Below are 19,602 nucleotides of genomic sequence, written 5' to 3'. Positions count from 1 at the left end.
CCGGCGACGTGCAGAAGCGGTCAAACCTTTGTAGTGGTTCATGCAAGGGTAAACCAGAGAGAAGAAGCATACCATACTCCCTTTTCGTTGCACATAGCACATGGGCATGTCGAATTTATCATTCCCTCATATATAGTCAGTTATATAATTATCCCCAAAACGAAAATTTTATCTTTCTACAGTTATCCATGAAAATTCAGTTCATTTTTTTCGTTTTGGGGAACAACAAATTTCTTAACTTGATGACGATGTGCCTGGATCATCCATCACCAGAAAAAACTCCAAATCCCTGTTTCGATCACGACAAGCAGCACTGCCCCAAGAACGAGAAGCGTCGTTTTTTGCAGCAGCTCATTTTCTCGAAAAGGTATTTTGCACAAATACGCCCCTAGTGTAATACGAGACGGGCAGGCAATAGTGGAAACGGATGAGCTTGCATTTTGGCTCATCGTAATCGCTTCCCACGGCAATCCGATATGCTGCGCTGTTTGCATTTGCAGCTTCATGAACATCGCGTTGGAGCCGGCATTGCTGCCTGTTAAAAATCCTCCAATTGCTCCGATAAACGGCGCGACAATAATAAACCAGCTCCCGAACGCTTCTCCCGCGAATCTTGCAAGCAATTGATGCATGCCTGCCGCTCCCATAATTTCAGAAACAGCGATGAACATCGTTGTCGTAATCGCAAACGGAATCCACTGCTTGATGGTTTGATGAAACGACTCCTTAATAATAGACACGGGAATGCGAAACAGCACAATCGTGAATATACAAGTGATTGCCAGCCAAAAGCCTGGTGAATATAGCAAAGCTAACTTATAAGAATATGAGGGCAAATCCAAGACCGCATACGATTGAAATACATCTTGCAGCGACGGCATTAAACGAGATATGAGAATACAGACTGTTAAAAACAAATACGGACTTAAAATTTTAAAAATACTTTCCCGTTCTCCTAAAGCGGCGGCATGCTGGGAATATGCTTCTTGTTTCACTGCTTTCTTTACAATCGCAAGCCCGCAGGCTGTTGTAAGAATGGATGCCAAAACACCTGCCAGCTCCACGCTTACATATTTGCTGAAGAGGAAAATAGAAGCTGAGAATAAAAGAAAGAACACAACTCCTTCTTTCCGTTTTTGCTTGACAGCTCCCCAGCCGCCGACTATGTATAGAGCAGCAATCATGAAATATGCAAAAATCGGCGTACTTAACACAGCTGTACCGGCTCCCATTTTCGCAAGCGGCATTTCAATGAGCTGCGAACCGATAATCGTTCCGGTCGCCAGCGCCCCCCATGAGCTTGCAAGCAAACCGATAAATGATAAAAGCGCGGCTTGAAGCGGCGGATAGCCGAGCGCAAGAAAAATCGGCGCCGCGACCATAAATCCGATTCCAAAGCCGCTTGCCGATTCAATAAGCGGACATAAACCGAAGCAAAGAAGAAGCGTCTGCAGCAATCTATCACTAGTCGCATGCGATACAAAAGAAGCGATGGAAGCAATGCTGCCCATTTTGTTCATCAGGTGAAATAATAAAATGCCGAAAAACAGCACGTAGCCGACAATAAAACAAATGAGCGCCCCTTTTACCGTCGCATGCGCAATACTTCCTACCTGTAATGAAAAAGAAGGATAAAAGCATACGATAGCCAAGGTTACAACATAAGCAAGTACGGATGACCTGAGCGACGTTTGCTTCCATATAAATAAAAACACGAAAATACTAAGAATCGGACAAAGCGCGAGAAGAACCTCCATATAACATCATCCCCTTATGAATATGCTTTTGTATGAATATAAGCTATTATATAATAACCTGAAAATTATGAATACAAGTTCAGGAACATATTAGTGCTGAATTTTATCATTTCTTATGTTTATAAACAAAAACAGCACCGTTCATAATGTGAACGGTGCTGTACTCATCATAATGAGCTGTTTACATGTAAGTATTCGTTTTAAGCTTCCAACGCATTGAAAGCATCAGTTAACACAGGAACGATTTGCTTTTTGCGTGATACAACACCTTTTAGAACGGCTGTGTTGTTCACAAGCGTAACATTATAAGCTTTCTCCACAGCATTCGCTGCACGGCCAAGCGCCAAAGCAACTGAATCGTTGTTTAGAATATCTGTTACAACCAATAAGAATAGGTCTAATTCCTTCTTAGCGATTACTTGGGAAAGAGCCGCCTCTAATTCTTCTTGGCGCGCAAGTACATCATTTGTATCCACTGCGTTTACTTGCGCGATTTCAACCTTGCTGCTGCCCATTTGGAATTCTTTTGCGTCAAGAGAAATCAGCTGTTCGATCGTTTTATCGCTCAAATCAGCTCCCGCTTTCAGCATATCCAATCCATAGCTCTCCATGTCCACTTCAGCGATTTCCGCCAGTTCGCGAGCTGCAGCCACATCTTGCTCTGTGCATGTCGGGGATTTGAACAATAAGGAGTCAGAGATGATTGCTGAAAGCATTAATCCAGCTATCTCTTTGCGGATTGCTACGCCGTGTTCCTTATATAACTTGTTTAAGATTGTCGCTGTACATCCAACTGGCTCAGCGCGGTAATACAAAGGGTCGCTCGTTTCGAAATTAGCGATACGGTGATGGTCGATTACTTCTAATACGCGAACTTTATCAATATCGTCTGCGCTTTGCTGACGCTCGTTATGGTCTACTAAAATAACGCTGCTCGCTTCAGCTGCAACTGCTTCAACTAAGCGCGGCGCCTCCACTTGAAAATAGTTCAGCGCGAATTGAGTTTCTCCATTAACATCGCCTAGGCGAACAGGCTCAGCATTCATGCCTAGTTGTTTTTTTAATTCAGCGTACGCAATGGCAGAACAGATTGTATCTGTGTCTGGGTTTTTATGGCCGAAAATAAGTACTTTTTCCATCATGACTCTCCTTAATCGTTTATAGGGATATGATGAATATTCCTCACCTTTCTGAACGATGAAAAATATCCATGCCTTGTCCCTATTTTATCATATTTCAGTAGAGAATACATACACTTCAAGCACAGCTGGTTTATCAACTATATATGAATGATTTATGATTTCGACATTTCAATGTGCTGTGTGCAGCAAAACGGCATTGGCGCTTTCTTCCTATCTATGGTTTACCCTTGCATGGACCACTACAAGGGTTTGACCGCTTCTGCACGTCGCCGGATGCTCTCGCCCCACTGTAAAAAGACGGTTTTTTATTCAGTTGTATATATTTAAGCATGAATGGAGAAACCCCCGCTTTAGCCGGACGTTCTTATCTATTAGCAGACACTGATTTGGAAGCCTGCAGCATTTCCCGAATCTCTGCATGACTTTCCTGCTCCAAGAGTTCAATGATGCGGCTGCCGACAACGACCCCGTCACAAACACTTCCCATTTCTTTTACTTGCTCTGGCGTGGAAATGCCAAAGCCAGCAAGCACCGGCAAGGATGACACATCTTTTACCTGCTGTAAATAATCGAACAGGCTTTGCTGAAAGTCTCTTCTTACCCCCGTTACGCCTGTAACTGTAACAGCGTAAATAAATCCTTTTGCATCCTTTGTAATTGTTTGGATGCGTTCAAGCGGACTTGTCAGCGTCACAAGCGGGATAAGCGCGATGCCTGCTTTTTGCAGGGCGCCGTCTATAATCGCTTTTTCTTCATAAGGAAGATCCGGAACAATAATCCCGCTTACGCCTGCCTCGAGACAGCGTTCTGCAAATCGTTCGATGCCAAACGCCAGAATCGGATTCAGATATGTCATCAACACGAATGGAACTGTCACTTGCGGTCGCACCTCTGTCAGCGCCTGAAAAATCCCCTCCAATGTTGTGCCGTTATCTAATGCACGCTTTCCTGCTCGTTGAATCGTCGGTCCATCCGCTACCGGATCGGAAAACGGAATGCCGATTTCCAGTATGCTTGCCCCTGCCTCGTCGAGAAAACGGATGTTTTCCTTCAGCTTCTCCATTCCTCCGTCTCCTGCCATAATATAAGGTACAAATGCTTTTTCGCCCTTCGTCTGCAGCTCTTCAAATACTTGCTGAATCCGTTGTGCTCCCATTTTATTCCCCTCCTAAGTATGATTTGACGCTCTCTACGTCCTTATCACCGCGTCCGGATAAGCAAATGACAATGCCTTCTTCTTTTTTCATCGTCGGTGCCAGCTTTAATGCATACGCAATGGCATGCGAGCTTTCCAGTGCAGGGATAATTCCTTCTTCTCTTGCAAGCAGCTGGAACGCCTCGAGCGCTTCTTCATCCGTTACAGAGTGATATTCCGCTCTTTCTAAGTCCTTCAGCAAGCAATGCTCCGGTCCTACCCCCGGATAATCGAGTCCTGCGGAAATGGAGTGCGCTTCTTGAATTTGGCCGTCCTCATCCTGAAGCAAATACATCATGGAACCATGCAGTACGCCGACTTTTCCTTTTGTTAATGTCGCCGCATGCTTTTCTGTATGCACACCTGCACCCGCAGCTTCTACTCCGTACAGCTTCACTTCTTCATCTTGGATGAACGGATAAAACATACCGATCGCATTGCTGCCGCCGCCTATGCATGCAATGATAGCTTCCGGCAGCTTTCCTTCAAGCTCCATGTATTGCTTTTTCGTTTCCTTTCCGATCACGCTTTGGAAATCACGCACCATTTGCGGGAACGGATGCGCTCCTAATACAGATCCTATAATGTAGTGCGTGTCCTGTACATGTGTAACCCAGTAACGCAGTGCTTCATTACACGCATCCTTGAGCGTTCCGCTTCCTGAAGATACGCTCTCTACCTTTGCACCTAACAGCTCCATTCGGAATACGTTCAATTTTTGTCGGCGAATATCTTCTTCTCCCATGAAGATGACACATTCGAGCCCGAGCAATGCACATACGGTTGCGGTTGCGACACCGTGCTGACCTGCGCCTGTTTCTGCAACAATTTTCTTTTTGCCCATACGCACCGCAAGCAGCGCCTGCCCGAGCGAGTTGTTGATTTTGTGAGCGCCTGTATGGTTTAAGTCCTCCCGCTTCAAATAAATTCTCGGTCCCCCAAGAATACGCGTTAAGTTTTCAGAGAAATAAAGCGGTGTTTCTCGTCCTACATACGTTTTAAGGTAATGATTCAGCTGCTTATGAAACTCCTGATCCTCCATCGCTTCCTTATACGCTTCTTCTAGCTCCAGAATAGATTGCATTAGCGTTTCCGGGACGTAACGTCCCCCATAAATTCCGTAATGACCTGATTCATTTGGATACGCGTACTTACTCATTAGGAACACTCCTTCACAGTTTGAATAAATTGTTTTATTTTTTGTACATCCTTTTTTCCGTCCGTTTCTAGGCTGCTGCTTGCATCGACCATGTAAGGTCTTACGAGCTGAATCGCCTCTTGCACATTATGCGAGCCGAGACCGCCTGCTACAATCACTCTTTTTCTTTGCTCTTCGGAAAGATTATCCAATAACTCCCACGGGAACACTTTTCCGTTTCCGCCGTGATACGCTCCTTTTGGACTATCAAGCAATATATACTCCGCTTCATATTGAAGAGCCTTCTGCACATCTTCCTCTGAAGCAACGCCAAACGCTTTAATAGCCGGAAGATTCAGTCGCTGTAAGTAACAAGCGTCCTCATCTCCGTGCAGCTGCACATAATCGAGACCGCAGTACGCAGCAATTTCCTGTACCCGCTCAGCCTGCTCATTCACGAATACGCCGATTTTCAAAACACCGTTCGGAAGCTGTTTGATAATGCTTTGCGCTTGATCCGGTGTTACCTTTCTTTTGCTGGGCGCAAACACAAACCCAATGGCATCCGCTCCGTACTCACATGCCTTTTTAGCTGTTTCAACATCGGTAATCCCGCATACTTTTACTTTCATACACGCAGCGCTCCAAACAATTCCTGCAGCGACGGTGCTTTCATGAAAGCTTCTCCGACAAGAATGCCGCTCGCTCCAGCTTTTTGCACCCGCAGTACGTCTTCTCGCGTACCGATGCCGCTTTCGCTTATAAGAAACGCGCCCGCTTCCACAACTCGCTTCGCCAAGCGCTCTGTTGTTTCCAGATTCACCTCAAAAGTTTTAAGATTGCGGTTGTTCACCCCGATGATTTCCGGATGAATGCTAAGCGCCGTTTCCAGCTCTTCCTCGTCATGCACCTCAACAATCGCTTCCAATCCAAGCTTCTTCGCGTATGCATATAGCTCTGCTAAACGTTCTTTTGATAAAGCAGCGACAATCAGCAAAATAATGTCCGCTCCCGCCTCGTTCGCTTTTTGAATTTGTATTTCATCTATCATAAAGTCCTTGCACAGAACCGGCACACTTACGACATTGCGAACGTTCCCTAAATCCTGGAATGATCCTTTAAAAAAACGTTCATCCGTTAAAACGGAAATAGCGCCTGCACCCAGCTGTTCATATGTTTTCGCCTGCTCTTCTACATTTACTCCTATGTTCAAATCCCCTTTAGAAGGTGACGCCCGCTTAATCTCGGAAATGATAGTAATCGTTTGTTCCTTCAGCTTTTCTACAAGAGAAACATGCGGTCTCATTTCTTCATACTGAAATTTTCTTTCTTTGAGTGCTGCTACTTCTATTTTCTTTTGATCTAAAATTTTATCTAAAATCGTTGTCATTTATCTCACTCCTTCTGCCGCTTGGTTGCTTTCTTTTATAAGCAGCCTAAGCTTTGCTAGCGCCCGTCCTGAATCGATGCTTTCCTTCGCCATGTCTACACCTTCTTGAACCGTTGCTGCTTTTCCATTTGCGAATAAAGCAAGCGCGGCATTCAAAAGCACTGTATCTCTATACACGCCAAGCTCTCCCTTTAGTACGCTCATCGTAATCGCTGCATTTTCTTCCGGCGCTCCGCCGCGAATCTCGCTGTTTGACGCAACTTGCAACCCAAGCTCTTCCGGATGGATTTTCATCTCCTGCACAACCCCATCATGCAAAAGTGTGATAGCATTCTCACCCTGCAAGGATGCTTCATCCAAAAAGCCGTTTCCGTTCACGACAACCGCTCTTCTTCTGCCGACTTTGTGTAAAACCTCTGCAATTGGCACAAGCATTTCCCGTTTGTAAATGCCGACAAGCTGCGTCTCAAGCTCTACCGGATTCGTAAGCGGACCAATCAAATTAAAAATGGTCGGAACGTTCAGCTCTTTTCGGACCTTCATGATTCGTTTCAAATTCGGATGAACGGAAGGTGCAAATAAAAACGCAATTCCCACCGTCTCCAGTAAATATTCAATTTGCCCCGGCGGACAAGCGATGTTCACGCCAAGCAATTCCAGCACATCAGCGCTTCCTGTTTTGCTCGAAACGGCGCGGTTGCCGTGCTTCGCCATCTTCACGCCTGCTCCGGCAAGCACGAATGCGGTCGTCGTGCTGATGTTAAACGTTTGCGCTCCGTCTCCTCCTGTGCCGCAGTTGTCCATCGCGCCGACAATGGTTTTAGAAAACGGTACGGCTTTTTCCCGAAGAGCGCGAACGAGTCCGTATATTTCTTCAGCCGTTTCTCCTTTCGTTTTTAAGCCGACCAAAAACGCAGCAATCTCACTTTCTGTTGCGGTGCCGTCAAGCATTTGCAGCCCCGCTTCATACACATCCTGCTCTGTTAAATCCTTTCGTTCAATAAGCTTGCGTAGATACTGATTCATGCTTGCTCCCCCTTTTCTCCAATAAAAATTGTTCGATTAGCTTTTTCCCTTCCTCAGTTGCAATGGATTCTGGATGAAACTGCAGTCCGTAGAGCGGATAATAATGATGCTTAATCGCCATAATCTCACCGTCGTCCATTGATGTGGCCAGCACCTCAAACATAGGAGGCAGCGTCTGCTTGTTTGCTACAAGCGAGTGGTACCGCATCGCTGTAAACGGCTGCTTCACGTATTGAAAAATCGCTGTGCCGCTGTGGCGCAGCAGCGAGGTTTTTCCATGCTTCACAAGATTTGCCCGGATAACCTCTCCCCCGAATGCGTGCACAATCGCTTGATGTCCAAGACAGATTCCTAAAATAGGAATCGTTTTATAAAATCGTTGAATGACCTCTGTGCAAATCCCTGCATCCTCTGGTCTTCCCGGCCCCGGCGAAAGAATAATCGCTTCCGGTTCCAGCTTTTCTATATCTTCAAGCGTCAGCTTGTCGTTTCTAATGACACGCACTTCCTTTGCACACATGCCAATAAGCTGATACAGGTTATACGTAAACGAATCATAGTTATCAATTAGTAAAATCATTTTAGCACCTCCAGCAATGCTTTCGCTTTATTAATTGTTTCCATATACTCGTCAGACGGCTTGGAATCATATACGATGCCGGCTCCGGCTTGGATGTAAGCTTGACTGTCCTTCACAACCATCGTCCGGATCGCGAGTGCCATATCCATATCTCCGGTAAAAGAGATGTAACCGACCGTTCCGGAATATACGCCCCTTTTGCTGTTTTCCAGCTCATCAATAATGGTCATGGCCCGAATTTTCGGAGCTCCGGATACAGTTCCCGCAGGTAAGCAATATTGCAAAGCATCAAAACACGTTATCCCTTCGCGAAGCTTTCCGGACACTTCCGAAACAAGATGCATGACGTGAGAATATCGTTCGATTACCATGAACTTTTCCAGTTCGACTGTGCCGATTTCACTGACAAGCCCAAGATCGTTTCTGCCGAGATCGACAAGCATTAAGTGCTCTGCCTTTTCTTTTTCGTTTTCGCAAAGCTCTTTTGCAATCCGCTCATCCTCTTCCTTCCCTGCACCGCGCGGCCGCGTTCCGGCAATCGGGTTGGTCGTCACTTTTTTCCCTCTTACCGACAGCAAGCTCTCCGGCGAAGAACCAAGTACGGTGTAGTCTTCAAAATCAACATAAAACATGTATGGAGATGGATTTGTTATACGCAAGCGCCGATATAGTCCGAATGGATCTCCTTCAAACTTCGTGCGCAGCCGCTGTGACAATACAACCTGAAAAATATCGCCGGCGCGGATATGCTCCTTCGCTTTTTCCACCATGCCGTAAAACTCATCCTGCGTTACGTTTGATGTAAAATCCGCTTTCAGCCGGGCTGCCGGTACAGCCGGAGCTGTTTGACGCATCGCCTGTTCTTTCATTCGCCGCAAAATGTTTTGCACTTCCTCGTATGATGTTTTCTCTTCAGGGCGATATACATATACGAATGTCACCTTTTGCTGCTTATGATCATAGACAACGAATGTTTGATAGAACATAAGATGAGCTTCCGGCATCTGCAATTCGTCGATGTTTTCTTCTCCTATCACTTCGTACTGCCGAATCACATCGTATCCGACATATCCCACCGCGCCTCCGGCAAATGGAAACGGGCTGTCAGCTTGTGTAAAGGACATGAGCTCTTCTAACACATGGAGCACTTTTCCTGTCTTCTTCTCCGTTCCGTCTTCTGAAACGATTTGCACCTCTTCGCCGTTGCTTTTCACCTCTAAATATGGATTGCTGCCGATAAACGAATAGCGGCCTTTGTCTTCATGAACGAGCGAGCTTTCAAGCAAAAATTTCTTCTTCCCGCCAAGCCGCTGATACAGAACAATCGGTGTCACCTCGTCTCCTTCCATCTCGTCTGTTATGAAAAACAATTCGTTGTTGTTTCGTTTCTCTTGGAATTGCTCTTTTGTAATCATCTCGTGTTCCTCCTTTTTGTATATACGGCCTTGCTGTTCATTCAACCAAACCCTTTTTTAGGTATAAAAAAAGTCCTCTGCATGAGAAAACTCATGCAGAGGACGATATATGAATACCGCGGTGCCACCTCTGGTTGGATTTTAAAAAAATCCCTCTTTTTCGGGTACAACTTAATACCCTATCCTTATAACGGCGGAACCCGGGTCTGCCTACTGCAATGTTCAGCAGACCTCTCGTAAGCCCATTCCGTATACGGTATCGCGCCGGGCTCCCACCTAACCCCGGCTCTCTGGAACGCCTCCCGTATACGTACTTTTCTTACTCAGCGATTTAAGTTATTAAAAAATTGAGAAATGATAAAATCTTGAAGTATGTCTAGCTTCACCGTCTAGCTCCTCCCGTCAGAGAATCTCTGCCTTCCGGAGCTGGACGAGCCGGTTCCGCTTTTCTTTAAAAAACACAAAAAGGGGCCTCATCCAAAAAGGACGAGAGACCCCGTGGTACCACCTTCATTAGTTACATACGTAACTCACTTTACACATTCTTTCGAATGCGTGTCTCTTGTAACGATGAGACTATTCGCCAAAGCCTACTCCTAGTTCGGTTTGGAAGCTCCGAAGCCCATTCCATACTACTTTCATACTGATTTGCACCAACCATCAGCTCTCTGTAATGTCCGTAATATGTACTCTTCTTCATCTGCGCTTGTCGTCAGTAAATTTGAACTTATTGTAGTATATGCAAAATCGATTCGTCAAGAACTTTATCGCAAATAATTTTTTCCAGCACGCGCAAATTCGTATATTTATACATATAATATTTTTCGAAACTTAACATAGTTAGTTTTTAAAAATAGCATAAAAATCTAACAAACGCACATTTTCACTCACTTATGTTATATTAAGAAAATTATAAAACGTAAGTATAATGCTTACATTTAGAAAATTCTTATATTTTATTTATTTTTAATACAAAAAATAATAAAATATAAATTGTTATGATACGCTGCGGTCACTGTTATTACATGGGCACAAGTTCCTTCGTTAAAAGCTACTGGTTTATATGAAATGATCCCCGGTGAGCTTGGTCACGATTATAGCCGTCAGCCTACTGACAAAACCTTCCCCAGCTGCCGAGCAGCAATTTGAAGAATTCCCCAAAATAGCATAATAAAAAAATCGCCGGAGCATGAAGCTTCGACGATTTTTTTATTCGACAAATTCCTTGTTTTTTCTATTTCCCTCTAAATTAATCTTAATATTTCCTTAATTTTTTGTTAACTGAACCATAACACTCCTCTTGTAAGATAAAGATAAGGATTAATACAGAAAAGGGGGGATTGTTCGTGATTATAAGACATAAAGATTATAAAAGCGGCGGAGCTGTATTCGCCTATACCGCTCCTGCTTCTATAACAGAAAAAAAAGATGAAAAGCCGTACCTTTCGCTTGCGCCTGTATCCATCAATGTCATCGGCGTTCATCTCAACAAAGCAAAGCTCAAGCTGAAGGTGGGACAAGCAGAAGAACTGAAGGCCGCCGTTCTTCCAGACAATGCAGCGAATCAAGCAATTACATGGAGCATTACCGATCCATCCGTAGCAGATTTAGAAATTAATGAGAATAAAGCTATTATAAAAGGAAAACAGGCCGGAAAAACCATCATCATCGCAGCGGCGGAAGACGGCTCATTTCGCGACCTGTGCATTGTAACCGTACACGATTACTTAACTACAAACAAATGATTAGATACTTTCCGAAATCTCTTTATATACCGCTTTTTGCTGTTGCATTAAAAAGAAGAATACGCCGGCCAGCACAAGGACGCCGCCCATGATTTGCACACCTGTCAGCTGTTCTCCCAGCAGCAATACAGCTAAAATGGTGGCTCCTACAGGCTCGCCTAAAATGCTCATAGAAATCGTAGTCGCATTCACGTAATTAAGCAGCCAGTTATGAATGATGTGCGCCAATGTCGGCACTATCGCCAATAAAAGAAACATCCCCCAGTCCCAAGCTGAGTACCCGAGAAACGATGTCGCCGTCACCATGTTATACACGGTCAAAAAGCTTGCGGCAAACAGAAACACACAAAAGCTATAAATCCAATGCGATACTTTCTTTACCGTACTTTGGCCGATCAGCAAGTAGCCGACAACCGCGATGACGCTCAGAAAGGACAATACGTCTCCTAAAATGGCGTTCTCGCTTAAGCCGACATCTCCCCAGCCGATCATTGCCACCCCGAAAATGGCGATTGTCATCGTTGCGACAGCTGAAAGCGTTGTCCGGTCACGAAAAAATAAAAAGCCTCCCGCCAGCGCCACAAGCGGCTGCAGCGCCAAAATAATAGTCGAGCTCGCGACAGTCGTAAGCTTCAGAGAACCAAACCAAAGCAAAAAGTGAAGCGCCAAAAAAAAGCCAGATGACGCTAAAAACAGCCAATCCTTTTTCGTAATATGTCGAAACTCTTCTCTCTTCTTCCACACGATTGGCACGAGAAGCAAGCTCGCCAGCCAAAGGCGATACATGCTCAAAATGGAAGAAGGAGCGCTCGAAAGCTTAACGAAAATAGCTGAAAATGAAATGGCGATAATGGAAACCGCCAGCGGCAGCGCAATAGATTTTTCTTGATTCAAGTTCTCTTCCCCCCCCTCTTTTACTTTATGATTCATTATAATCCGTTGCCGCACTCCAATCTAGCAAAATTGACTACCTACTCTTCTCTTATGGTAAGATACAGGTGTAACATTTTCGATGGGAGAGATCAGCATATGGCACAAGGGAACCTACAAGAGTTAACATTTTACAGTCAAGCGCTGCAAGAGGACATTTCTCTGCTTGTATATTTGCCTTCGGGCTTCACTCCGCTGCTCAAGCATACACTTGTGATCGCACAGGACGGCAGCGATTATTTGCGGTTCGGCCGAGCCGCCCGCGTACTGGAAAAGTTGCAGGAGGAAGGAACGATCGACCGCACCATCTTTGTGGGCATTCCATATAAAGATGTGTTCGACCGCAAAGAAAAATACCATCCGGACGGCTCACAGAACGCCGCTTACGTACGTTTTCTGGCACACGAGCTTGTGCCGTATCTGGACGAACAATATCCTACCTATCAAGTGGGAAGCGGCCGCGTCTTAGTAGGCGATTCGCTTGGAGGCACGGTATCGTTTATGACCGCGCTTATGTATCCGCATACATTCGGGAAAGTGATCATGCAGTCTCCTTTTGTGAATGATACGGTGATGGATAAAGCGCAAAGCCTATCCGCATCAAACAGCCTGGAGCTGTATCATATTATCGGGACAGAAGAAACGGCTGTAAAAACGACAGACGGCACAATTCGAGATTTTGTGCAGCCGAACCGCGATTTGCATAAGTTGCTTTCAGATAAAGGCATTCCATACTATTATGAGGAATTCCAAGGAGATCACACATGGAAACATTGGCAGAAAAATCTTCCTCACGCATTTTCTGTCATGCTCTCGTTGAAATAACATCTCCTAGATTTCAGAATTATTTGATATAATAGATAAGAGAGGTATATAAAAAGGAGGCAACAGCATGAAATTTGGTATTGTTATTTTCCCATCTAAAGCATTGCAAGACAGAGCAAACAACCTTCGTAAGCGCTACGATCCGCATTACGCGCTTATTCCGCCTCACATTACGTTAAAATCGGCTTTTGAAGCTCCTGAGGAAGAAATTGAAAGCATTGTAAATCAGTTGCATTCCATTGCTTTTCAAGTGCAGCCGTTTACCTTAAAGGTAGAGAAAGTGAGCTCCTTCTCTCCTGTAAATAACGTAATTTACTTAAAAGTTGAAAAAAAGCCGGAGCTCGAAGCGCTAAATGAGCATTTGTACAATGGCTATTTCAAGCAAGCGCGGGAATATGCTTTCGTGCCTCATATTACAATCGGACAAAAAATGTCCGATGCCGAGCATGCTGACGTATTGGGCCATTTAAAAATGATGGATTTCCAATATGAGCAGCCAATTGACCGCTTCCACCTTCTGTATCAACTGGATAACGGCGCATGGACTGTATACGAAACATTCCATTTAGGAAAGGAATAAGGAATTTGAACGTACTGGCAGTGAATCATGAACAACAATTGCAGGATGCTTTTATCGTTCGCAAGCTTGTATTTGTAGAAGAACAGCAAGTATCCGCAGAAGAAGAATACGATGAATTCGATGCAACTGCAAATCATGTCGTGCTGTATGATGAAGGCGTTCCTGTCGGAGCCGGACGCATAAGAGAAGTCGAGGATATCGGCAAAATGGAACGCATTTGCGTCCTCTCCTCTCATCGCGGCAAAGGCGCAGGCCGTCTGATCATGGAGGCGCTTGAAGAGCTCGCTGCGCAGAAAAACCTTCACAAAGTGAAGCTTCACGCACAAACGCATGCAGAGCCCTTTTATCAAAAGCTAGGCTACAAAACGGTTTCCGACGTATTTATGGAAGCAAATATACCGCATGTTGTCATGGTGAAGGCAATTTAGAAGGATGGTCATTTGACCGTCCTTTCTTTTCGTTATGCGTCTCGTTTTTTAGAAACAGGTATGATAAGATGAAAAGTACTGAAAAAAACAGATTTGAAGGGAGACCCGTCCCATGGAGATTGCCTCCTATAACGGAAAAGAAATCAACCTGCAATACTATCCGCGCGAAAGCTTTCAAATGCTCTATGAAGCCAGTCTTCGCGATGAGGTTACGTGCATTTCGTGCCAAAAGCCCGTTAAATTGTACTTAGGCATTCAACAGCGCCCTCATTTTTATCATACAACGGAAACAACAACCTTTGCTTGTGAAGCTGCCGTACATACCCGCGCGCAAGAAAAGCAGAAAGCGCTGGTGACTGCAAGCGCACAATACGCGGAGCAAGGCGGATTTCGCATCCCGAAATCGCGCAGCATTACAGAAGAACGGTCTGTTTCTCTTTGGAAGGAAGTTCAGCCCGCCAAAGGCATTACCGACTTTATGAAGCAAAACGAGCAAACCCTGCACTCTATCTTAAACGAAGAACAGTTTCCGCTTGATGCTTCACAATATAAAGCCGTCACATGCACAGAAGGACCGCTTCTCATTTTAGCCGGAGCCGGCAGCGGAAAAACGAGAGTATTGACTGCCCGGACCGCTTACATGATTCAGGAAAAAGGAATAGACCCAAAATCAATTATGCTCGTTACCTTCACTGCCAAAGCGGCACACGAAATGAAAGAACGGCTGCAGCGCTTCTCCAGCTTACCGAAAACAGCGTTACACTCTTTATTGGTCGGAACCTTTCACAGTATTTTCTACCGCATCTTGATGCACCATGAACCGGAACGATGGTCATCGCAATACTTGCTGAAATACGACTGGCAAATCGATCGGATACTGAAGGAAGCAGGCGCGGAAATCGGCATTGATGAGAAAGAATTTCCGTATGACCAAGCCATGCAGCAAATCGGATACTGGAAAAACACATTGACACATTATGACTCTATTACGCCTGCCAGTCCGTGGGAAGACAAGGCAGTATACTTGTACAAGCGTTATGAACAGATGAAACAAGAACGCGGTTTGTTTGACTTTGATGATATGTTATATGGCTGCTATGAGCTGCTGCGGACGAATGAAGAGCTGCTGGCTCGCTATCAGAACCGCTTCCGTTATTTTCTGATTGATGAATTTCAAGACATCAACAAAGTGCAGTATAAAATCATGCAGCTGCTCTCCAAGCAGACAAACAACGTATGCGCAGTCGGTGATGACGATCAATCCATATACGCGTTTCGCGGGAGCGACCCATCTTTTATCCTGCATTTTGATAAGGACTATCCAAATGCAGAAATTGTGACATTAAGCCAAAACTACCGCTCTTCTCACAGCATCGTCACCGTCGCAAACAAGGTCATACGCTTAAACAAACAGCGGCGCCCGAAGCAAATGAAGGCTCAGTTTCATTCCAGCTCACCGCCTTCCTTCTTCTTTCCATACGATGAAGAAGAGGAAGCAACCATGATTGTTACGGACATAAAAGAACGCATTGAAAAGGGCGCAACCCCCTCTGACTTTGCGATCCTGTATCGAACGCATTCCGCTTCGCGCGCTATCTTTGAACGATTATCGCAATCCTTCATCCCCTTTGTCATTGAAAGGGATGCCGATTCCTTTTATCAGCGCCGCATCGTACGCAGCCTGCTGGCATACTTGCGCTTGAGCGTGGATGAAGACAATGTGAATGCAATCAGCGATTTGCTCGTAGCTCTTTTCCTAAAACAATCTGTGCTGCAAGACTTAAAGGCTATCAGTATTCTGCAGGACTGCTCGCTCGTACGCGCGCTCAGCAAGCTGACAAACATACAGCCGTTTCAACAAAAAAAGCTGCAGAAAATGGTACCGCTGTTTCGTACATTAAAAGACGCACCCCCTCTCGTTGCGATTGAAATCATCGAACGGGAAATGGGATTTTCCGATTTTATTAAAAAACGCGGCAACGAAGGAAACGCGATGGACAAAGGTTCAGACGATCTGCGCGACTTAAAGGTAGTTGCACGCAAGTTCACGACCGTCCTTGCTTTTTTAGCACACGTTGACCATATGATTGCCATGAACGAAGAAATGAAAAAGCTCAGCAAAACGTACACGGACGCTGTGCAACTTCTCACCATTCACCGCTCTAAGGGGCTAGAATATAAGCACGTATACCTCCTCGGGGCAGTCGATGGCTCCTTGCCGCACGATTTTTCGCTAGATTCCTTCCGGGAAGGAGACAGCGTACCGCTTGAAGAAGAACGGCGGCTTACGTATGTGGCGATTACGCGTGCGCAGGAAACACTCTATGTATCTGTTCCAAGCATGCGGCGGGGCCGGACTGCTTATCCGTCTCGGTTTATAAAAGGTTTATTACAGTAAAAAGCAGAGCCTTCTGTGCGCTCTGCTTTTTATTTGTTTTCGTCTTGATTTTCTGGCTGTTCTCGCTGTTCTTTCTTTCTCTTACCGCAGTTGCAGCTTTTTTTCTTTTTATAGCCTTGTTGCAGCATTTGATGATGCAATTGGTAATTCAATTGATTTGCAGCATGCGAATTATATGACGAGCGTTTCTTCATTATGTCTCTCCCCTTGTTGTGTAAATTTTGCTCTATTTACTATATGACCCTTCTTCTGCACCCGTGCTCCTATTTTTATGCTTCTGTCCACTTGCCTATAATTGTTTCAATACATGCCGCTATCCCGGCGATGGCAAGCAAAAACAATAACGGTTCCGTCAGCTTCGGCATCCAATAGTAACAAAGAAGTAAAAAGGCCGTTGTCCATATTCCCGTACACCAATAACAGTTCAACAGCTCTCCGATCCAATACTGAAGTCCGCTCCCCTTGATTTTAGTATAAGTCGTGATCGAACCGTCTTCCTCCTGCACCTGGATCTCGTCAATAAAAGGAGCCCGTATAAACCGCGTAATTTTATCATATACAAGCAATCTCGTTAACCGAAAAGATGCAAATGCAAATAGAAACAGCATGAACCAGCTATACGGAAGCATTGGCTCCCTCCTCGTCTATACATCATCTGTCCCGCCAGTACAAACAACCTGAATTGACACATGCCCATTTCTTAAAAAGCAACCCAAGTACAGTAACCGATTATTACCCAGTTCAATATTCTAATAGTGTAAAACAAAACTTAATGATAAGGAGTGACATAAATGAGCTGTAACGATAACCATCATTTCAGCAAGGTTAACTGCGTATGCGATGTAGTACAGATGATTGCCGAAATTCAAGATGTAAGTACAGACTTCAGCTGTACTTCAAACTGCTTAAATCCAGTACTTGGCACATCCAACCAAAACGGCATGAGACCTAACACTCGGGTATTCTCTTTATACACGTCAGAAGGTGAAAGGTTTGAAGTTGACTTCTTCATAAATGGCTGCGAACCTGATTCCTCTCCATTCTTCCGCGTAGAAAGCGTAGACGATTGTTGCGCAGTACTACGAGTATTACGATTAGTCAACGAAGGCAACATGGCAATGTGCAAATTCGAAGCAACTGCCCAATGTATCATTGTTGATTTAAATTGCTTCTGTGCAATCGCATGTATTGAGGACACATTTGTTTCTGGCGTTTAACTCATGTAAACTTAAAAAACTATGAGCGGTAGGTATTTCTACCGCTCTTTTATTTACTAAAGCATTCTCATTTGAATGTTTATGATTTCTACATAAGGAATTCTTATTACAGAGAACTTGTTATAGGCTTTGAATGTCATAATCTCATTTTCAAAGCCGGTGATGTACCCGATGTGAATCCTGGTCTCTGTTCTAACCTCGCATAATATTCTCGGGATGTAATGCGGCCGATTCAATATATAATGAATCCTTTGTTTATTATCTAAATCTTTAAACGCTTTTCGGATTACATTCTCGCTTTCCTTCTGCTCGTCTGTCTCAGTTGATATTTCTTCCGCGGCCTCTGTTGCTGCGCTCTGCAGCACAACTTCTTCTTCGGTGACATAAGCCTCTTCTTCTTCTTCCTCCTCTTCTTCTTCTTCCTCCTCTTCTTCTTCCTCTTCTTCCTCCTCCTCCTCCTCTTCCTCTTCTTCCTCCTCGTCTATCTCAGTTGATATTTCTTCCACGGCCTCTGTTGCTGCACTCTGTAACACAACTTCTTCCTCGTCCTCTTGCGCTTCCTCCTGCTGCAGGATTACTTGCTCTTGAACTTCTGCCTCAATTTCGCTCTCCGCTTCTTGCTTCGATAGGTCCTCATTTTGCTCTTCTTGTGAGGTTTCAGTCTTATTTGCCTTGATAACGAAATACTGTTGCATAGAGGCCCCTGCTTTTTGAAACTCAGGCTGTGTAATATACAAAAGCGGTTCTCGTTCAGCCCGGCTGTTTTCCTTTTTCACCATGTCTCTCCCTCCTGCATCCTTTAATTCTGTATACAATATATGCTTGCATAAAGAAAAAAATATTTCTTACATTTCTCCTTTATTAAAAATGTCATCAACAGGAGAGGTAATCATCCCCTGGAAATTCCTTGTTTGACAAAGTGGTTTTGACCGTTCAAACAGCTTGTATTCCTGAAACGTTGAGGTATGATGAGTTGTTTGCGGATAACGAAGATATACATAGTTGTATCTTGAAGTACTATACGCCGGAAGCCCCTGCTTTAAGCATGCTTCTAAAAACATTGTGTCTTCTCCGACATTTATATGTTCAAATGAAATTGCCGGGTAAATATCTTTTTTAAATACCAGTGTAGCTCCGGGCAAATATTTCTTATATAATTCTTTCTCTCCACGTATATGAACAAATTCTTTGCCTTCGTTGAAAATAGTGAGGAAAGCCCGGCCAATATAGTAAATGAATACAGTGCTCTTTCCTACCACAGCAGCACCACTCTCTTCGAATCCTCTGGCAGCTTCTGATAAATAATAAGGAGAATAGTAGTCATCATCATCAAACTTGGCAATATAAGGATAGCGGGCTTTCGGTATAGCAAAGTTATAACATTCTCCTAAGGTAGTTTGCTGTGGCAATTGGAATACAGAAACATTCTTATATTTATCCGCCTCTTTTTTCCAATTATTAATATTCATGCGATCATAATTCAGTACAATAATTAACTCTTTTTCCTCGTATTGCTGACGTTCGTAGTTTTCAAAAACATTTTGCATAGCACGTTCACGCTTTGTGCATACAATGATTGAAATCATCAAACCACTCCTGTCACTTCCCCTTTGGATTTAAATATACAACGTGGGTAGTTACTACGGAATGTATGATTTTGCAAGAAAGAGTATTCGTAAAATTCCGCTCTCACCTCTAGCTATAAATTATATATAATGGTTATGATGTTGTATTTATCGACTTTCCAACATGAGATGAATAGTTTGGCTAAAACAATTCTTATTACAGGCGTGGCAGGGCCGGCTCACATTCCTCTTCTGAACTTTTACGTATGAC

At 44.3% G+C, this 19,602-nt stretch carries 20 protein-coding genes and 2 other annotated features; of the genes, 6 read left to right on the top strand and 14 right to left on the bottom strand.

The window, feature by feature from the left end:
• Nucleotides 1-266 precede the first annotated feature (266 nt).
• The 9 genes from H540_RS0123495 to trpE all read right to left on the bottom strand — a co-directional run bounded on the left by H540_RS0123495 (nt 267) and on the right by trpE (nt 9,643).
• Entirely contained in the window at nt 267-1,757 is a 1,491-nt protein-coding gene (locus tag H540_RS0123495) for an L-lactate permease (protein WP_028402637.1), read from the bottom strand.
• Between the two features lie 200 nt (nt 1,758-1,957).
• Entirely contained in the window at nt 1,958-2,896 is a 939-nt protein-coding gene (locus H540_RS0123490; protein WP_028402636.1) for a manganese-dependent inorganic pyrophosphatase, read from the bottom strand.
• A 367-nt stretch (nt 2,897-3,263) separates the two neighbouring features.
• Entirely contained in the window at nt 3,264-4,055 is a 792-nt protein-coding gene (gene trpA, locus H540_RS0123485) for a tryptophan synthase subunit alpha (RefSeq protein ID WP_028402635.1), read from the bottom strand.
• A gap of 1 nt (nt 4,056) precedes the next feature.
• A complete protein-coding gene (gene trpB, locus H540_RS0123480; protein WP_034671793.1) occupies nt 4,057-5,253 on the bottom strand; it encodes a tryptophan synthase subunit beta in 1,197 nt (398 codons plus the stop codon).
• Entirely contained in the window at nt 5,253-5,864 is a 612-nt protein-coding gene (locus H540_RS0123475) for a phosphoribosylanthranilate isomerase (RefSeq protein WP_028402633.1), read from the bottom strand. The genes trpB and H540_RS0123475 overlap by 1 nt, the downstream gene beginning before the upstream one ends.
• A complete protein-coding gene (trpC, locus tag H540_RS0123470; protein WP_028402632.1) occupies nt 5,861-6,622 on the bottom strand; it encodes an indole-3-glycerol phosphate synthase TrpC in 762 nt (253 codons plus the stop codon). The genes H540_RS0123475 and trpC overlap by 4 nt, the downstream gene beginning before the upstream one ends.
• Nucleotides 6,623-7,648 carry an anthranilate phosphoribosyltransferase gene (trpD, locus tag H540_RS0123465; protein WP_028402631.1) on the bottom strand — a complete coding sequence of 342 codons (1,026 nt, stop codon included), beginning with the start codon at nt 7,646-7,648 and terminating at the stop codon, nt 6,623-6,625.
• The gene (locus H540_RS0123460; RefSeq protein ID WP_028402630.1) at nt 7,620-8,228 is read right to left on the bottom strand and encodes an anthranilate synthase component II; all 609 of its coding nucleotides are present in this window, start codon (nt 8,226-8,228) and stop codon (nt 7,620-7,622) included. The genes trpD and H540_RS0123460 overlap by 29 nt, the downstream gene beginning before the upstream one ends.
• Nucleotides 8,225-9,643, bottom strand: a complete 1,419-nt coding sequence (trpE, locus tag H540_RS0123455; RefSeq protein ID WP_028402629.1) for an anthranilate synthase component I — start codon at nt 9,641-9,643, stop codon at nt 8,225-8,227. Before trpE ends, H540_RS0123460 begins: the two co-directional genes overlap by 4 nt.
• A 95-nt stretch (nt 9,644-9,738) precedes the next feature.
• Nucleotides 9,739-9,979, bottom strand: a binding site (T-box leader).
• Between the two features lie 143 nt (nt 9,980-10,122).
• Nucleotides 10,123-10,355, bottom strand: a binding site (T-box leader).
• Nucleotides 10,356-10,989: 634 nt separating this feature from the next.
• Between trpE and H540_RS30745 the strand changes: the two genes are divergently transcribed.
• Nucleotides 10,990-11,388 (top strand): Ig-like domain-containing protein, encoded by a 399-nt coding sequence (locus H540_RS30745; RefSeq protein WP_051317254.1) that lies wholly within the window; start codon nt 10,990-10,992, stop codon nt 11,386-11,388.
• Here H540_RS30745 and H540_RS0123445 read toward each other — a convergent pair whose 3' ends face one another.
• Nucleotides 11,389-12,282 carry a DMT family transporter gene (locus H540_RS0123445; RefSeq protein WP_028402628.1) on the bottom strand — a complete coding sequence of 298 codons (894 nt, stop codon included), beginning with the start codon at nt 12,280-12,282 and terminating at the stop codon, nt 11,389-11,391.
• A gap of 135 nt (nt 12,283-12,417) precedes the next feature.
• Here H540_RS0123445 and H540_RS0123440 point away from each other — a divergent pair, with 135 nt between their 5' ends.
• The 4 genes from H540_RS0123440 to H540_RS0123425 all read left to right on the top strand — a co-directional run bounded on the left by H540_RS0123440 (nt 12,418) and on the right by H540_RS0123425 (nt 16,549).
• Nucleotides 12,418-13,143: an alpha/beta hydrolase gene (locus H540_RS0123440; protein ID WP_028402627.1), complete on the top strand. Its 726-nt coding sequence runs from the start codon at nt 12,418-12,420 to the stop codon at nt 13,141-13,143.
• 67 nt (nt 13,144-13,210) lie between these two features.
• Nucleotides 13,211-13,723, top strand: a complete 513-nt coding sequence (locus H540_RS0123435; protein WP_028402626.1) for a YjcG family protein — start codon at nt 13,211-13,213, stop codon at nt 13,721-13,723.
• The gene (locus H540_RS0123430; protein WP_081415252.1) at nt 13,684-14,151 is read left to right on the top strand and encodes a GNAT family N-acetyltransferase; all 468 of its coding nucleotides are present in this window, start codon (nt 13,684-13,686) and stop codon (nt 14,149-14,151) included. The genes H540_RS0123435 and H540_RS0123430 overlap by 40 nt, the downstream gene beginning before the upstream one ends.
• Before the next feature lie 112 nt (nt 14,152-14,263).
• Entirely contained in the window at nt 14,264-16,549 is a 2,286-nt protein-coding gene (locus H540_RS0123425; RefSeq protein WP_028402624.1) for a UvrD-helicase domain-containing protein, read from the top strand.
• Nucleotides 16,550-16,578: 29 nt separating this feature from the next.
• On the opposite strand, the gene H540_RS33575 is transcribed toward H540_RS0123425, so the two are convergent.
• Both H540_RS33575 and H540_RS0123415 read right to left on the bottom strand, forming a co-directional pair.
• Nucleotides 16,579-16,743, bottom strand: a complete 165-nt coding sequence (locus H540_RS33575) for a hypothetical protein (protein WP_155891123.1) — start codon at nt 16,741-16,743, stop codon at nt 16,579-16,581.
• A gap of 75 nt (nt 16,744-16,818) precedes the next feature.
• Nucleotides 16,819-17,178 (bottom strand): DUF1360 domain-containing protein, encoded by a 360-nt coding sequence (locus H540_RS0123415; protein WP_028402623.1) that lies wholly within the window; start codon nt 17,176-17,178, stop codon nt 16,819-16,821.
• 162 nt (nt 17,179-17,340) lie between these two features.
• Between H540_RS0123415 and H540_RS0123410 the strand changes: the two genes are divergently transcribed.
• Nucleotides 17,341-17,766 carry a CotY/CotZ family spore coat protein gene (locus H540_RS0123410; RefSeq protein ID WP_028402622.1) on the top strand — a complete coding sequence of 142 codons (426 nt, stop codon included), beginning with the start codon at nt 17,341-17,343 and terminating at the stop codon, nt 17,764-17,766.
• Nucleotides 17,767-17,822: 56 nt separating this feature from the next.
• Here H540_RS0123410 and H540_RS0123405 read toward each other — a convergent pair whose 3' ends face one another.
• A complete protein-coding gene (locus H540_RS0123405; RefSeq protein WP_028402621.1) occupies nt 17,823-18,545 on the bottom strand; it encodes a CotO family spore coat protein in 723 nt (240 codons plus the stop codon).
• A 66-nt stretch (nt 18,546-18,611) separates the two neighbouring features.
• The gene (locus tag H540_RS30740; protein WP_051317253.1) at nt 18,612-19,352 is read right to left on the bottom strand and encodes a glycosyltransferase family 2 protein; all 741 of its coding nucleotides are present in this window, start codon (nt 19,350-19,352) and stop codon (nt 18,612-18,614) included.
• Between the last annotated feature and the right edge of the window lie 250 nt (nt 19,353-19,602).

This window comes from Ectobacillus panaciterrae DSM 19096 (assembly GCF_000430785.1).
Classification (GTDB): Bacteria; Bacillota; Bacilli; order Bacillales; family Bacillaceae_G; genus Ectobacillus; species Ectobacillus panaciterrae.
The sequence above is the reverse complement of the archived record's forward strand: the minus strand, read 5'-3'. Positions and strand labels throughout refer to the sequence as shown.